Origin of the sequence: Streptomyces huasconensis (genome assembly GCF_021028635.1) — a bacterium.
GTDB classification, from domain to species: Bacteria; Actinomycetota; Actinomycetes; order Streptomycetales; family Streptomycetaceae; genus Streptomyces; species Streptomyces huasconensis.
The window spans coordinates 6,229,499-6,244,452 of record NZ_CP086119.1; the positions used below are offsets into that span (position 1 = coordinate 6,229,499).

At 71.6% G+C, this 14,954-nt stretch carries 14 protein-coding genes; 13 read left to right on the forward strand and 1 reads right to left on the reverse strand.

Features of this window, described 5'->3' with window-relative positions:
• The first annotated feature begins 17 nt into the window (after positions 1 to 17).
• From J2N69_RS28155 to J2N69_RS28195, 9 genes are all read left to right on the forward strand, one after another.
• A complete protein-coding gene (locus tag J2N69_RS28155) occupies positions 18 to 1,835 on the forward strand; it encodes a fatty acyl-AMP ligase (protein ID WP_230903181.1) in 1,818 nt (605 codons plus the stop codon).
• Positions 1,832 to 3,592, forward strand: a complete 1,761-nt coding sequence (locus J2N69_RS28160) for an acyl-CoA dehydrogenase (protein ID WP_230903182.1) — start codon at positions 1,832 to 1,834, stop codon at positions 3,590 to 3,592. The genes J2N69_RS28155 and J2N69_RS28160 overlap by 4 nt, the downstream gene beginning before the upstream one ends.
• Positions 3,589 to 5,322, forward strand: a complete 1,734-nt coding sequence (locus J2N69_RS28165) for an acyl-CoA dehydrogenase (protein WP_230903183.1) — start codon at positions 3,589 to 3,591, stop codon at positions 5,320 to 5,322. Before J2N69_RS28160 ends, J2N69_RS28165 begins: the two co-directional genes overlap by 4 nt.
• Before the next feature lie 47 nt (positions 5,323 to 5,369).
• Complete coding sequence (locus J2N69_RS28170) at positions 5,370 to 6,143, forward strand: enoyl-CoA hydratase/isomerase family protein (RefSeq protein ID WP_272595846.1); 774 nt, start codon at positions 5,370 to 5,372, stop codon at positions 6,141 to 6,143.
• Between the two features lie 139 nt (positions 6,144 to 6,282).
• Positions 6,283 to 7,755, forward strand: coding sequence for a condensation domain-containing protein (locus J2N69_RS28175; RefSeq protein ID WP_230903184.1), 1,473 nt, complete (start codon positions 6,283 to 6,285; stop codon positions 7,753 to 7,755).
• Positions 7,748 to 8,743 (forward strand): alpha/beta fold hydrolase, encoded by a 996-nt coding sequence (locus J2N69_RS28180; RefSeq protein ID WP_230903185.1) that lies wholly within the window; start codon positions 7,748 to 7,750, stop codon positions 8,741 to 8,743. The genes J2N69_RS28175 and J2N69_RS28180 overlap by 8 nt, the downstream gene beginning before the upstream one ends.
• On the forward strand, positions 8,740 to 9,030 hold the full coding sequence (locus tag J2N69_RS28185) for an acyl carrier protein (RefSeq protein WP_230903186.1): 291 nt from the start codon (positions 8,740 to 8,742) through the stop codon (positions 9,028 to 9,030). Before J2N69_RS28180 ends, J2N69_RS28185 begins: the two co-directional genes overlap by 4 nt.
• A gap of 39 nt (positions 9,031 to 9,069) precedes the next feature.
• Complete coding sequence (locus J2N69_RS28190) at positions 9,070 to 10,152, forward strand: zinc-binding dehydrogenase (RefSeq protein WP_230903187.1); 1,083 nt, start codon at positions 9,070 to 9,072, stop codon at positions 10,150 to 10,152.
• A 270-nt stretch (positions 10,153 to 10,422) separates the two neighbouring features.
• Positions 10,423 to 11,181, forward strand: coding sequence for an AfsR/SARP family transcriptional regulator (locus J2N69_RS28195; RefSeq protein WP_230903188.1), 759 nt, complete (start codon positions 10,423 to 10,425; stop codon positions 11,179 to 11,181).
• A 42-nt stretch (positions 11,182 to 11,223) separates the two neighbouring features.
• Here the strand turns inward: J2N69_RS28195 and J2N69_RS28200 are convergent, their stop codons facing one another.
• Positions 11,224 to 11,565: a hypothetical protein gene (locus J2N69_RS28200; RefSeq protein WP_230903189.1), complete on the reverse strand. Its 342-nt coding sequence runs from the start codon at positions 11,563 to 11,565 to the stop codon at positions 11,224 to 11,226.
• Positions 11,566 to 11,731: 166 nt separating this feature from the next.
• Here J2N69_RS28200 and J2N69_RS28205 point away from each other — a divergent pair, with 166 nt between their 5' ends.
• The 4 genes from J2N69_RS28205 to J2N69_RS28220 all read left to right on the forward strand — a co-directional run bounded on the left by J2N69_RS28205 (position 11,732) and on the right by J2N69_RS28220 (position 14,806).
• Entirely contained in the window at positions 11,732 to 13,087 is a 1,356-nt protein-coding gene (locus J2N69_RS28205) for a sensor histidine kinase (protein ID WP_230903190.1), read from the forward strand.
• Complete coding sequence (locus J2N69_RS28210) at positions 13,078 to 13,722, forward strand: response regulator transcription factor (protein WP_230903191.1); 645 nt, start codon at positions 13,078 to 13,080, stop codon at positions 13,720 to 13,722. Before J2N69_RS28205 ends, J2N69_RS28210 begins: the two co-directional genes overlap by 10 nt.
• A gap of 5 nt (positions 13,723 to 13,727) precedes the next feature.
• Positions 13,728 to 14,477, forward strand: a complete 750-nt coding sequence (locus J2N69_RS28215) for a DUF4097 family beta strand repeat-containing protein (protein ID WP_230903192.1) — start codon at positions 13,728 to 13,730, stop codon at positions 14,475 to 14,477.
• Positions 14,478 to 14,581: 104 nt separating this feature from the next.
• Positions 14,582 to 14,806: a hypervirulence associated TUDOR domain-containing protein gene (locus J2N69_RS28220; protein WP_408056817.1), complete on the forward strand. Its 225-nt coding sequence runs from the start codon at positions 14,582 to 14,584 to the stop codon at positions 14,804 to 14,806.
• Positions 14,807 to 14,954: the final 148 nt, after the last annotated feature.

Consider the following 14,954-nt stretch of genomic DNA (forward strand, 5'->3'; position numbering starts at 1 on the left):
AAAGGCCGTCCGCCCACATGAGCGACGATCGCGACGCCCTCGTGCGCCCCGACCACGTCATGAGCCCCGACCACCTTGTCGGCCGGCTCGAGACACACGCACGGGACATTCCGGACCGGCCGGCCGTGGTCTTCGTCCGGCACCCCGACGGCAGCCCCGTCGAGGAGACCCTGACGTACGGCGCACTCGACCGCGAGGCACGCAAGGTCGCCGCCTGGCTGCGCGGGCGGTGCATAGTCGGCGACCGGGTGATGCTCCTGTACGGCACGGGCCTGGAGTTCGTGAAGGTGCTCATCGGCTGCATGTACGCCGGTGTGGTGGCCGTGCCGTCCCCGATGCCGGGGCAGCAGCGCGGCCACGACACCCGGTCCGCCGGGATCGTGCGGGACGCCGACGTCCGGCTCGTGCTCACCACCTCCGGTGAACTCGCTTCCATCACCGCCTTTCTGGCGGAGGCCGACGCCGAGGACGTGCCCTGCGTCGCCACCGACACCCTCGACCTGGCCGAGGCGCCCGACTGGCGGGTGCCGGCCCTTGACGCCGCCACCCTCGTCATCCTTCAGTACACGTCCGGTTCGACCAGCGACCCCAAGGGCGTGCGCGTCACGCACGGCTCGCTCGCCCACAACGTGGGCGAGATGGCCCACGCCTTCAGCCTCGACTCCGGTTCCCGGATGGGCAGTTGGCTTCCGCAGCACCACGACATGGGCCTCATGGGCAAGCTGCTGCTGCCGCTGCACCTGGGCGCGACCACGGTCCTGATGACGCCCATGGACTTCCTGCGCCGCCCGCACCTGTGGCTGCGGCTGCTCGACACGTACCGCATCACCACCACCGTCGCCCCGAACTTCGCCTACGACCTGTGCGTACGCCGCGTCACCGACGAGCAGCTCGCCGGCGTGGACCTGTCCCGGGTGCGCAACGCGGGCAACGGCTCCGAACCCGTCAGCGCCCGCACCCTGCTGAACTTCGCCGAACGCTTCGCGTCGGCGGGCTTCACCCTGGACGCCTTCAACCCTTGCTACGGCATGGCCGAGACGACCCTCCTCGTCACCGGTACGCGCCCCGACCGTGCCCCGGTCCTCGCGACCGTCGACGCCGACGCCCTGGCCCGCAAGGAGCTCCGCGCCCTGCCCGCCGACGCCGAGGGCGCCCGTCTCGTCAGCAGCGGCCGCGTCAACGACATGACCGTGCGGATCGTCGACGCCGACACCGGGCGGACGCTGCCCGACGGCCGGGTCGGCGAGATCTGGGTACGCGGCGACAGCGTCGCCGACGGTTACTGGCGCAACCCCGAGGCCACCGAACGGATCTTCCACGCCTGCACCGCCGAGGGCGAAGGACCTTACCTGCGCACCGGCGACACCGGAGCCCTGCGCGACGGCGAACTCTTCGTCACCGGCCGGGTCAAGGAGATGCTCGTCGTCAACGGCCGCAACCTCTACCCGCACGACCTGGAGCGCGAGGTCCAGGACCTGCACGAAGCGTTCCAGGGGCTCGCGGGCAGCGTCTGCTCGGTCGCCGCCGACGGTGAACGGGTCGTCGTGATGCAGGAGATGCGCCCGCGCGGGTCCTCCGCCGCGGACCTGCCCGAGCTGGCCCGCACGGTGCGCGGTGCGTTGGCCGAGCGCGTCGGCATCCGCGTCGGCGGCGTGGTCTTCCTGCGGCCCGGCCAGGTCCGCCGCACCACCAGCGGCAAGATCCGGCGCTCCCACATGCGGGAGCTGTTCACGGACGGCTCACTGCCGGGTCTTTACGAGGACCTCGACGCCCCGCTGCTTCGTGAGTTCCGGGAAGCGGCACCGGCCGCCCAGGCTCCCGGACGGTCCGCGTGAGACACGCCCCCTATCTCGCCGCCGCCGAACTGGACCGGCGTCTCGGCGACCCCACCGACGAGGGCCGTCTGTTCTCGTACGCCCGCTGCGGGGCCCTCGACGACCGCGAGGAGTTCCCGCTGGAGATCTGCCGGGAACTGGACCTGCTTGGCCTGCACCGGCAGTACGTCCCGTACCTCCACGGCGGTGAACTGCGCTCCTACGAGCAGGTGCTGCAGCTGATGCGGGCGGTCGCCCGGCGTGATCTGACCGTCGCCGTCGCCCACGGCAAGACCTTCCTCGGCGCCGTCTCCGTCTGGGTCGGCGGCGACGCCCGGCAGATCCGGGAGACCGCGGCGCGGGTGGCCGACGGGGCCGTGGTGTCCTGGGGGCTGACCGAGCGGGACCACGGCAGCGATCTGCTCGCCGGTGAGGTGACCGCGCGCCGGGACGGCGGCCACTACCGCCTCGACGGCGAGAAGTGGCTGATCAACAACGCCAACCGGGGCCAGCTGATCTGTGTCCTCGCCCGCACCAAGGACACCGAAGGGCCGCGCGGTTTCAGCCTGTTGATGGTCGACAAACAGCGCCTCGACCGGAGCGCGTACCGGCCGCTGCCGCAGGTGAGGCTGCACGGCATCCGGGGCGCCGACATCAGCGGGATCGCCTTCACCGACACCAAGATCCCGGAGGCCGCGCTGGTCGGCGCCGAGGGCGAGGGCAGCGAAATCGTCCTGAAGAGCCTGCAACTGACCCGGACGCTGTGCGCCGCCCTGTCCCTGGGCGCCGCCGACCACGCCCTGACGCTGGCCACCGGCTACGCCCTCGACCGGCACGCCTACGGCGACCGGCTCGCCAACCTGCCGCAGACGCGCAGGCTGCTGGCCCAGTCGTACGCCGACGTGCTGCTCGCCGAGGCGACGACCCTCGTCGCCGGCCGCTCCCTGCACACCCTCACCGGCGAACTGGCCACCGTGTCCGCCGTCACCAAGTACTTCGTGCCGACCCTCGTCGACCGGGTCGTCGCCCGCCTTTCCACCGTGCTCGGGGCGCGCTCCCTGCTGGTGGGGGACACCTACGAACACGGCCGGTTCCAGAAGCTGCAACGTGACCACCGGATCGTCGGCATCTTCGACGGCAACACCGTGGTCAACCTGCACGCCCTGATCAACCTGTTCCCGCTCCTCGCCCGGCAGTGGCGGCGCGGCACCGTCGACGAGAGGGGACTCGGGGCCGCCACCACGCTCGCCGCCGAGCTGCCCGACTTCGACCGCGACAGCCTGTCCCTGCTGCCGCGCACCGGCTGCAGCGTCGTCCAGGCACTGGCGCCGGGTGTGGAGGAGCTGTCCGCGCTCGCCGCGCGGGGCGAGCTGCCCGCCTCGGTGGCACGCCGCGCCGAGGGTGTCCTTGCCGCCGCCGAAGGGCTCGCCACCGAACTGGACGGCTACCGGCCGACCGCCGTCGACGTACCGGCGTCCGCGTTCACCCTCGCCGAGCGGTACGCCTGGTGCTTCGCGGCCTCGGCCGCCGTCCACCTGTGGCTGCGCAACCGGCAGGCCGTCGCCGAAGCGGGTGCGGACGCCGGGTACACGGCCGAGCTGTGGCAGGACGGCCGCTGGCTGGAGGCCGTGCTCGCCCGGGTCCTCGACCACCTCGGCACCTCCTGGCCCGACGCCGGCGACGACGTCCTGGAGCGTCTGGTGCCGACCCTGATCGCCCAGCACGAGTCCGGGCAGCTGCCCTCCCTCCTCCACCACCCGCTGAAGGTGAGCGCGTGACCACGATTCCCCGCCCGCCCACCGCGGCATCGGTCCACTCCCGGCTGCACGATCCCGCGCCCCTGGAAGCCGCCCTCGGCGACCCCGGCGACCCGGACAACCCGCTCGGCTTCGCCGCGCTCATCGCCGCCGACGAGCGCGGCGACCTCCTGGCGACCGGCGAACGTGCCCTGGACGCCTACGGCCTGGGCGCGGAGTTCGTGCCGGGCGAGCTCGGCGGGCGACTCACCCGCGCCGACGAGCTGGCCCGCGTACTGCGCCCGTTGTTCCGCCGCGACATCGCCCTGGGCCTCGGGCACGGAGCGAGCAACCTGGTCGGCTCGGTGAACGTGTGGGCCGCGGGGCGAGTGGACCAGCGCCGGTGGCTGGCCGACGTCCTGCTGCGCAACGGCCGTATCGCCGCCGCGTACACCGACATGTCGACCGGCAACGACGTGACCCGCACCGGCTTCCGCGCCGAGGTGCGCGGCCAGGAGCTCGTTCTCAACGGCCGCAAGGAGATCATCAACAACATCGCGCGCGCCGAGGCGGTGACCGTCCTGGCCCGCACCAGCGAGGCTCCCGGCAGCCGCAGCCACTCCCTGGTGCTGATGGACTCCGCCACGGCACCCCGTGACCGGCTGCGCTTCCTGCCCCGCTACCGCACCAGCGGTGTGCGCGCCATGTACCTGGGCGGCCTTGAGTTCCGCGACTGCCCGCTGCCCGTCGACACCGTCACCGGCGACCTCGGGGAGGCGATGGAGACCGTACTGCGCGCCTTCCAGGTGACCAGGGCCGTGCTGCCCGGCGCGGCCGTGGGCACCCTCGACCAACAGCTGCGCACCGTCCTCGACTTCGCGACGGAGCGGCGCCTGTACCGCCGTACCGTCATCGAGATCCCGCACGCCCGCTCGGTCCTGACCGGCGTCTTCCTGGACCTGCTCGCCGCCGACTGCCTCGCCACGACCGTGTGCAGGGCGCTGCATCTGCTGCCCGAGCAGACCAGCGTGTACGCGGCCGCCGTGAAGTTCCTCGTGCCGCTGCTGATGCGGGACGCGGTGGACTCCCTCGCGGTGGTCCTCGGGGCGCGCTCGTTCCTGCGCGAGGGTCCGCACGCGGTGTTCCAGAAGCATCTGCGCGACCTGCCGGTGGCCTCGCTGGTGCACGCGGGCGGCACGGTCTGCCTGGCGACGATCATCCCCCAGCTGCCCCGGCTCGCCCGCCGCGCATGGCTGTCCGACGACGTCCCGGCGCCCGCCGGCCTCTTCGACCTCGACGGCCCGCTGCCCGACCTGGACTTCGGCCGCCTGGCCATCACCGCGGGCCGCAAGGACCCGCTGATCGCGACCCTGTTCGCCGCGGAGGCCGAGCTGCGCGGCGAGCCCGTCCTCGGCCCGCTGCTCGGCCGGTTTACCGCCGAGCTGCGCGAACTGGCCGCCCGGTGCGACGCGTTGGCGCCACGTGACCGCACGCCGCTGGCCGGACCCGGCAGCTTCGAGCTCGCCGAACGCTACGCCGTACTGCTCGCGGCCGCCGCCTGCGTCGGCGTCTGGCGGCACAACACCGACAAGGCCGGTGCCTTCCTGCGCGACCCCGGCTGGCTCACCGGCGTACTCGGCCGGCTTGCCGCCCGGCTGCGGCTCGCGCCGGTACCCGGAGCCGACGCGGCACACGAGGAGATCGCCCGTGAGCTGTTGCACCGTCACGAGCGGCGCGACGGCTTCGATCTCGTCGGCCGCCGACTGGCGTGACAGCAGGACAGCGGCACAAGGGCAGCGACAACAGGAGGGGAAGGACAGTGGCGGTATTCGTCCGGGCCGAGAAGGAGGGCCGGGTGGCGACCATCAGGATCGTGCGCCCCAAGGTCAGCGGGGTGGATCCGGCCGTACCGGGGGAGATGACCGCGGTCGCCGACGACGTGGGCCGCGACGACGCCGTACGGGCCGTGATCCTGCGGGGCAGCAAGCGGGTCTTCGCCTCCGGCGCCGATCTGCGCGGCATGGCGGGCCGGCCCACGGCAGAGGTCCGCGCCCACACCGGGCGACTGCAGGCCGGGTTCAGCGCCATGGCCGCCATCCCCAAGCCCGTGGTGGCCGCGATCAGCGGATACGCCCTCGGCGGTGGCCTGGAAATCGCCCTGTGCGCCGACTACCGGATCGCCGGCCGTGGCGCGCTGCTCGGCCTGCCCGAGATCCGGCTCGGCCTGATCCCCGGCACCGGCGGCACCCAGCGGCTGCCCCGCCTGGTGGGCCCCGGCCAGGCCAAGAAGCTCATCTTCACCGGTCGCCCCCTGACCGCCCACCAGGCCCTGGACATCGGCCTGGTGGACGAAGTGGTCGACGACGAGGACGTCGACCGCGCCGCCCGGAGCCTCGCCGAGGAGTTCGCCCAAGGGCCCACCGCGGCCCTGGCCGCGGCCAAGCGGGCCGTGGACGAGGGCCTCGGCACCCCGGTGGAGACCGGAATGGGCGTCGAATGCCGGGAGTTCGCGGGTCTCTTCGCCACCGAGGACCACCGCATCGGCATCGACGCCTTCCTCGACGGCGCGATCCCCACCTTCACCGGCCGGTGAACGGGCCGCCGACGCCGACGATATGGCCGCCGTATAGATCACTCCGGCAGCCTGGGCAGAGGCGAGCCCAGCGGCGATGAGCGCGTTCCCCACCGACCCGAACCGACCGGCCGCCGGCGGCGCCGACAGAAAGACGACCATGCCGACTTACCATCAGCTCTCGCACGCACAGCAGGCATTGTGGTTCCTCCACGAGCTGGCGCCCCTGAGCAGCGCCTACCACACCGGGGTCGCGCTGGCCGTGCGCAGCGCGCTCGACACGGCGGTCCTCGCCGATGCCGTCGCCGCGACGGTCCGCCGCCACCCCATGGCCGACTCCGCCTTCATCCGGCACGAGGGACACCCCGTAAGGCTCCACACGGCGCCCGCGCCGCCGCGCCTGGAGGTGCGCGAGGTACCGGGAGCCGACGACGCGGAGCTGCACCGGGCCGTCCGTGACGCCCTCAACGAGCCGTTCGATCTTGCCACCAGGGGCGCGTTCCGGTTCGTCCTGCTGCGCCGTACGCCCACGGACGCCGTCCTCCTCGTCGCAGGCCATCACATCGGCACCGACGCCACCTCCAACTGGCTGCTGCTGCGCGACGTGGTCCACGCCCACGGCCGCATCGCGGCCGGTGGCGAGGCGGGCCTCGCGCCGGTACCCGGCGACTACGACGCCTATGTCGCCAAGGAGACCAAGCTCCTTGCCTCGCCCCGTGGCGAACGGCTCGCCGCCCAGTGGCACGCCCGCTGCGACGGCGCCGCCCCCGCCGAGATCCCCACCGACCGGCCCCGCACCGCGCACCGCTCGGGCGTCGGCGCGACCCACACGATCGACCTCGACGCACCCCTGGTGGCCCGTCTCCGGGAGGCCGCGCGCACCTGCGGCGTGACCCTCTTCTCCTACCTGCTCGGCACCTTCCAGGGGCTGCTGCACCGCTACACCCGGCAGAACGACTTCCTCGTCGGCTGCCCGACCACCACCCGCATGGCGCCGGCCCTGCGCGAGGTCGTCGGGAACTTCATCAATACCCTCGTCTTCCGCGCCGAGTTCGGCCCGACGACGACGTTCCGCGAAGCGGCCGTGGCCGCCGACGCCCAGGTCCGCGCGGGCATCGCCGGGGTGGGCTACCCCTTCTCGCTGCTGACCCGCACCGCGAACCGCCCGCGCAGCAGCTCGGGCGCCTCCCTGTGCCAGATCACCTTCAACATGATCGGCACCGCGGCCCCGGACCCCCTCATGCGGCTGCTCCTCGACAGCGAGAGCGGCGGCGACGCCATCGAGTACGCCGGTCTCGTGCTCGCGCCGTGCCCGCTGCCGCAGGCGGAGGGCCAGCTCGACCTGTCCGTGAACATCCGGCAGAGCGCCGAGACGCTGTCGGTCGACTTCCGCTACGACGTCGACCTCTTCGACCCGGACACCGTGCGGCGCTTCGCCGACCTCTTCGTCCGCGCGGCCGACCAGTCCGCCGCGGAGCCGGACGCCCCCGTCGCTCGGCTGCGCCTGATGGACGCCGCGGAGCTGGCCCGCCTGATGGGCTTCGACGACGACACGTATGACGACGACACGTATGACGACGCCGATGACACCGATGGCACCGACGCGTACGGAGAGGTGGCGGGGCGTGTCTGAGATCACCCACCGCACCCTGCGCGCGGGAGGCCGCGGCTTCCACGTCGCCGAGGCCGGCGAAGGCCCCCTGATCCTGCTGCTGCACGGGTTCCCCGAGCTGTCGTACTCGTGGCGGCACCAGCTCACCGGGCTCGCCGCGGCGGGCTTCCACGCCGTCGCCCCGGACCTGCGCGGTTACGGCGGCAGCGACCGCCCCGAGGGCATCGACGCCTACACCATCCACCACCTGGTCGGCGACGTCGTCGCTCTCCTCGACGCGCTGGGCGTCGAGCGCGCCGTGGTCGCCGGCCACGACTGGGGCTCCCAAGTCGCCTGGCACACCGCCCTGATGCGCTCCGACCGGGTGCGCGGGGTGGCGGGCCTGAGCATCCCCTACCGCCCGCGCAGCGGCCTGCCCCCGCTGCCCGCCCTGCGCCGCGCCTTCGGTGACCGCCACTACATGCTGTACTTCCAGACCCCGGGCCTCGCGGACGAGGAGCTGGTCCGGGACCTGCCCGCGACGTTCCGCCGCATGCTGGGCGGCACCTCCGGCGGTGCCCCCGCCGTCGATCCGGTGGTCCCGCGGGGCGGTTCTCTGCTCGACATCTACCCCGACTCCGGCGTTTTGCCCGACTGGCTGACGGCGGACGACATCGCCGTCTACGTCCGGGAGTTCGGCCGCACCGGTTTCACCGGCGGCCTGAACTGGTACCGCAACCTCACCGCCAACTGGGAGCTCACCGCCCCCCTCGCCAAGGCCCGCATCCCGGTGCCCGCGCTGTATCTGGCCGGCGCGGACGACTTCGTCATCCGCGCCCTCGACCCCGCCCACCTGGAGACCGAACTCCGGCGCTGGGTGCCGCACTTGAGAGATCTCGTCCTGCTGCCGGGCTGCGGCCACTGGGTGCAGCAGGAGCGGCCGGCCGCCGTGACCGAGGCGCTGGTCGCCTTCGCCCGATCCCTCGAACCGTCCGACCCTTCCACGACCTTGACCCTGGAGCACCGATGACCACCGCACAGCAGCCCTCCGCCGCCACCGCCAAGCACCAGGCCGTCGTCGACTGGCTGGTCGAGAAGGTGGCCTTCTACCTCGACGTCCCGGCGAGCGGCATCGCACCCGACGGCAAGCTCGTCGAGTACGGCCTCGACTCGGTGTACGCGCTGGCCCTGGTCGGCGACATCGAGGACGAGTACGACATCGAGGTGGAGGCCACGCTGGCCTGGGACCACCCGACGATCGAGTCCATCGCCGGACTGGTGGGGGAGCTGGTCGCCGGTTCGCGCGCCGACGGCTGACCGGACGAGGAAGAGCACGGCGGAGGAAGGAGTACGCCCATGCGCGCCGCGATCACCCGTGACGGAGCCCTCGTCGTCGAGGAGGTCCCCGATCCCGTACCGCAGGCAGGACAGGTCCTTGTGCGCACCCTGGCCTGCGGGATCTGCGGATCGGACCTGCACGCGCTCGACGACCCGGAGGCGTTCATGGACATCATGCGCCGCACGGGCGGAACCCCGCACGACATTCGTGAAGGCATCGTGCTCGGCCACGAGTTCGCGGGCGAGGTCGTCGACTACGGCCCCGGCACCGTGCGTGCGCTGCCGGTGGGCGCGACGGTCTGTGGACCGCCGATCGGGTTCGGCCCGCAGGGCTCCGGGATCATCGGCTACACCCCGGCGTTCCCGGGCGGCTTCGGCGAGTACATGATCCTGCCGGAGGCGTTCACGATGGCGGTGCCGGGCGGAGTGCCGGCCGAGGTCGCCGCCCTGACGGAACCCTTCTCCGTGGCGACGCGCGCGGCCCGGCGCTCGGGCATGGGCCCGGGTGACGTGGCGGTCGTCCTCGGCCTTGGGCCCATCGGCCTCGGTGTCGTCGCCGTACTGAAGGCGCAGGGGCACGGGCCCGTGGTCGCCGTCGACTTCTCGGCGGAGCGGCGGGCGCTCGCCGAACGCCTCGGCGCGGATGTGCTGATCGACCCCGCGGTCGAGTCGCCGTACGACCGCTGGAGTTCGCTCGGAGTGGTCACGGGGACGATGGACCGGATGGCCGCCGAGTACCGCGGCCTGAAGGTGCGCGACGCCGTGCTGTTCGAGTGCGTGGGCGCGCCCGGCATGCTCGACCAGGTGGTGCGGGGCGCGCCGGCCGGCTCCACCGTCGTCGTGGTCGGAGTGTGTCTGCGGCCCGACACCGTCGACGCCGGGGTGGTGGCGCACAAGGAGCTGGACATCCGCGGCTCGTTCGGCGGCAGCCCGGCCGAGTACCGGCAGACCCTGCGGGACATCGCCGACGGCCGGATCGACGCGGGCGTCGTCATCACGGGCCGCACCGGACTCGACGGCCTGGCCGACGCCGTCGCCGAGCTGTCCGCAGGGGGCCGGCACGCCAAGGTCATGGTGGATCCGCGGCTCGGCGGCTCCTGACCCCCTTTTTCGACCCTGGCATGGCACGGGCCGCACCGAGGAACTCTCGGCGCGGCCCGTGTTTTTTTGGTATTCGCCGGTTGTCGCGAGGGGCTCCGCGCCCTCCGGGTTCCGGGCGAAGCGCAAAGAAACCGCAATGTGTTTCCATGGATACGCATAATTACTCTTGGTTAGTTCAATACTGAACTCGCGGCCGGGTGACCTGCGGTTTCATGTACGATGCTTAGCGGTGCAACGCCCTGCACATGGAATGCACCAGGGGGTAATACAGTGGATACGATAAATTTTCGCATCCTGGGGCCGATCGACGCCCTGTCGAATGGCGACGCAATACAGCTCGGCGGGGCCAAGTCGAAGACTGTGCTTGCAGCGCTTCTGATGGCCGAAGGTCAGGTCGTCACCGTTTCCAGACTCGGGTACCTGCTCTGGCGTGACCGACCGCCGAAGACGTGCGACGCCCAGGTCTACACGTACATCTCGCGGTTAAGGAAATCCCTGGACTGCCAGGTGTCGATATCACGTCGGGGACATGGATACGCAATGTCCATCGGCGATGCTTCGTGTGATTGGAAAGATTTCGAACGGTTGTCGCGAATGGGGCGCGACGCACTGGCGGAACGCCGCTTCCGGCTCGCGGCGAAGTATCTCAGCAACGCGCTCTCCCTGTTTCGGGGAAACGCACTCGCGGATGGCACGGAACACCTCATCAGCGAGGAGGCGGCCAGCTTCGAAGAGGCCCGGATGGCTGCTCGGGAGGGCCGTATCGAGGCGTATCTCGCGCTCGGAGTACACACCGATCTGGTGCCTGAGCTGCTCAAGATGGTCACCAGATATCCGTTCCACGAGCGGGTGCGGGCCCAGCTGATGCTCGCCCTGCACCGCTGCGGCAGGCAGTCCGAGGCCATCGCCGTCTACCACGAAGGGCGTCGGCTGCTCGCCGAGGAACTCGGCGTGGACCCCAGTCAGGTCCTTGCCGACGTCTTCCAGGGCATCCTCACCGGCCGCCCCGAGCTGCAGCCCGCGGTGTGATCCGGTGCGTGACCGGCCGCGGTGCCCGGCCGTCTCCGGGCCTCAACTCCCGGAGCCGCGCCCACAGATGGCTGCGCCCGCCAGCCACGTCGCGGCCACCGCGTACGGAGCGTCCCGCAGCAGTACCGACACCCCGCACAGAGCCGCGACGACCATGCAGAGCCGCAACCAGGACAGCCGCCGTCGGCGGGCCGCACGTGTGGCGATCGCCACATCGACGGTCTCGTCGACGATCTCCGCGACCCGGTCGTCGATCAGATCGCCGTACCGGTCGACGAACCGGAGCAGCTCCTCACGGGAAGCGGGCTCGGCCGGGGCGTTGCTCTCGTGGCGGGCGCCCGCGATCAGCGTGCCGCCCTCAACTGCCGTGTTCTGCTTCGTCATGAGGACCACTCTGGTCGACTGGGCGCCGCCCTGTCGGTCACGTGCACCCACGAACCGGGGGTGGGTTATCCCTACCCCCGACTCGTCGGTTGTCCTCGTATCGGCCCAGGCCACAGCCTCGCTACCGTCCCGGTGTACTCAGGAATCGTCAGTCGAGGAGGGCCGCATGGTTCTGGCCGACACCCACGAAGCCGGCCACCGGTCGGAATCGGGTGACCCCGTGATCGCCGGTGCACCACCGATGGCACCACCGCAGGGCCCGTCCCTGCCGCCGAATCCCTACCGGGCCCTGGGATCCCCGTACTTGTGGCGGGCGAGCGTCCAGCTGGCCACCGACGCGGTGATGGGTGTGGCTGGCCTGGCCGTGCTGACCGCGCTCGGTGTCGCGGTCTGCCTGGTGCCGGCCGGGCTTGTCGGCGTACCGCTGGTGATACTCGCGGGCCGGGCGCTGCATCTGCTCGGCGCCGCCGAGCGCCAACGCTGGTCCGCCATCTGCGAGTTGGACATCCCGCCGCAGCCGCGTCCCGCACTGTCCGGACCGCTGCTCGCCTCGGCGGCGGCGCTCGCCAGGAGCCGGTCGACTTGGCACCTGGTGGCCTACTTCGGGGTGCTGGCCCCCTGGTCGCTGGTGACCCTGCTCGGCAGCGCGCTGGTGTGGGGCGTCCCGCTCGCTCTGGTGATCCTGCCCGCCTACTATGCCCAACTCCCCTCGGGGTCAGCCTCGTTGGGCCTGTTCACGGTCGGCGACCTCGGTACCGCGCTCCTGGTCTCCGCGGTCACGCTGGTGCTGTGGGCCATCCTCGCCCCGCTGGTGGTGCGTGGACTGCTCGCCGCCGACGTCCTGCTCGCCCGCACCCTCCTCGCGCTGCCCCGCGACGTCACACTGGCCCAGCGCGTCGAATACCTGACGGAGAGCCGGGCCCGCGTGGTCGACGCCGCCGAGGCCGAACGCCGGCGCATCGAACGCGACCTGCACGACGGCGCCCAACAGCGCCTGGTCGCCATGGCGATGACGCTCGGCCGGGCCCGCTCCCGGCTCAAGGGCTCCGGCCAGGACGCGGCGCTCGAGCTGGTGGACGAGGCCAGGGCCAGCGCCCAGGAGGCCATCAACGAACTGCGCGATCTCACCCGCGGACTGCACCCGCCCGTCCTCACGGACCGGGGTCTGGACGCCGCCCTGTCCGCCGTGGCCGCCCGGCTGCCGATCCCGGTCGAGGTGGACGTGGACGTGACGCCCCGGCCGTCGACGACCGTGGAGGGCATCGCCTACTTCGTCGTCACCGAAGCCCTCACCAACGTGGCCAAGCACGCGCGGTCGAAGAAGGCCTGGGTGCGCATCCGGCGCACCACGGACCGGCTGGCCGTCACGATTGGCGACGACGGCGTCGGAGGGGCGAAGGTCTCACCGGGCGGTGGACTCGCGGGCCTGGCCGACCGGGTCTCCGGCATCGACGGCCGACTGCGCGTCACCAGCCCGCCCGGTGGACCGACCCTGATCGAAGTGGAAATGCAATGCGCGTAGTGATCGCCGAGGACTCCGCCCTGCTGCGGCAAGGCATCGTCCTGCTCCTGCGGGAAGCCGGCATCGACGTCGTCGACGCCGTCGGGGACGGGGAGGCGCTGCTGCGCTCCGCTGCCGAGCACCGGCCCGACGTCTGCGTCATCGACGTACGGATGCCGCCGACCTTCGTCGACGAGGGCCTGCGCGCCGCCCTCGTCATCCGCAACCGCTGGCCGGAGACCGGGGTGCTCGTGCTGTCCCAGTACGTCGAGCAGAGCTACGCCGTCGACCTCATCGAGAGCGCCACCAGCGGCGTCGGCTATCTGCTGAAGGACCGGGTCTCCGACGCGGACGAGTTCGTCGACGGCCTACAGCGCGTCCGGGCCGGGGAGACCGTCCTCGACCCGGAGGTGGTCAAGCAGATGCTCGCCCGCAGCCGCCGTCAGGACCCCATGGCCACGCTCTCGCCCCGTGAGCGGGACGTGCTGGCCGCGATGGCGGAGGGCCGGTCCAACACCGGCATCGCCAAGGAGCTGTTCATCGGTTCCGCCGCCGTCGAAAAACACATCCGCAGCATCTTCGTGAAGTTCGGGCTGCATCCGGAAGACGGCGAACACCGCCGTGTACTCGCCGTTCTACGTTACTTGGGAGCATGAAAGACATGGCAACGCGCAAGAACCGCTGGATCCTGGCCGTCGGCCTGACCGTCCTCGTCGTGATCGCCGGCACCGGGGCCTGGCTGGTCACCAAGGCCCTGCCCGCCCACGAGAAGTACTCCTCCACCCACACCGCGAACGCCGCCTCCGGCACCCTGCTGCGCGTCGACACCCGCGGCGGCGTCACGCTGCACGCCGGCCGTGGCTCCAAAATCCACGTCACGGCCACCGGTGACTACGCGGACACCCCGCCGAAGGTGTCCGTGAAGTCCTCGGACAAGACGACCACCGTCACCGGCTCCTGCGGCGACGACTGCTCCCTGAACCTGGACATCACCCTGCCCGCCGCCCTCGCCGCCGAGGTCAGTTCGGGCCCGGGGCAGATCACCGGGAGTGACCTCACCGGACGCCTGGCCCTGACCACCGATGCCGGTGCCATCGATCTCACCGGCCCGCGGGGCCCGCTCGTGCTGCATACCTCTAGCGGCCAGGTCGACGTGAAGAACGCGAGGCCCACCGCCTTCGAGGCCAGGACAGAGCAGGGCGAAGTCCGCGCCACATTCGCGACCGCCCCCACCACTACCGATGTCACCACCGACCGGGGCAGCGTCGACCTGGCCCTGCCGCCCCACGCCGGCTACTACATCCAGGCACAGAGCAAGACCGGGACGCCGCACATCACCCTGCCGTGGAAGCGCGACGGCAAGCACACCGTGACCGTGCACACGAACGAGGGTGGCGTGGAGATCCACTGACCGTCGCCTCCGCTCAGGGGTCCGCCGGAATGCGACCGGCCGCGAGAAGCGGGAGAGTGGGGATCAGGTGTGCCGGGGAGCCGAGTAAAGGCAGGTGGATCGTGGTGAAGAGCGAGAAGTTCAAGAAGGGCGATCGCGTCTCCTGGAACAGTCACGGTCAGACCGTTTCGGGGAAAGTGAAGAAGAAGATCACGGAACGCGCCGAGGCGGCAGGACGCACCGTCGACGCCTCGAAGGAAGAACCGCAGTACGAGGTGAAGAGCGAGAAGTCCGGCGGTAGCGCCGTCCACAAGCCGCAGGCCCTGCGCAGGAAGGGGACCGGTTCCTGACGGGTGGAACAGGGTCGGAGCCCCGGACGCAGGCCTGGGCGGACAGGTACGGAGTACATCCGGCTTAGCAGACGGTGCCAGGCACGGGGGCTACTGTGGGCGTCGCACCGGCCGGCCGTTACAAAAGGCGAACCGCGTGGCAGTCAGC

Bases quoted from the DNA above. Each gene is read 5' to 3' on its own strand.
- J2N69_RS28155 (WP_230903181.1), top strand. From the start codon at position 18: ATGAGCGACGATCGCGACGCCCTCGTGCGCCCCGACCACGTCATGAGC.
- J2N69_RS28175 (WP_230903184.1), top strand. From the start codon at position 6,283: ATGCCGACTTACCATCAGCTCTCGCACGCACAGCAGGCATTGTGGTTC.
- J2N69_RS28185 (WP_230903186.1), top strand. From the start codon at position 8,740: ATGACCACCGCACAGCAGCCCTCCGCCGCCACCGCCAAGCACCAGGCC.
- J2N69_RS28190 (WP_230903187.1), top strand. From the start codon at position 9,070: ATGCGCGCCGCGATCACCCGTGACGGAGCCCTCGTCGTCGAGGAGGTC.
- J2N69_RS28200 (WP_230903189.1), bottom strand. From the start codon at position 11,565: ATGACGAAGCAGAACACGGCAGTTGAGGGCGGCACGCTGATCGCGGGC.
- J2N69_RS28205 (WP_230903190.1), top strand. From the start codon at position 11,732: ATGGTTCTGGCCGACACCCACGAAGCCGGCCACCGGTCGGAATCGGGT.
- J2N69_RS28210 (WP_230903191.1), top strand. From the start codon at position 13,078: ATGCGCGTAGTGATCGCCGAGGACTCCGCCCTGCTGCGGCAAGGCATC.
- J2N69_RS28215 (WP_230903192.1), top strand. From the start codon at position 13,728: ATGGCAACGCGCAAGAACCGCTGGATCCTGGCCGTCGGCCTGACCGTC.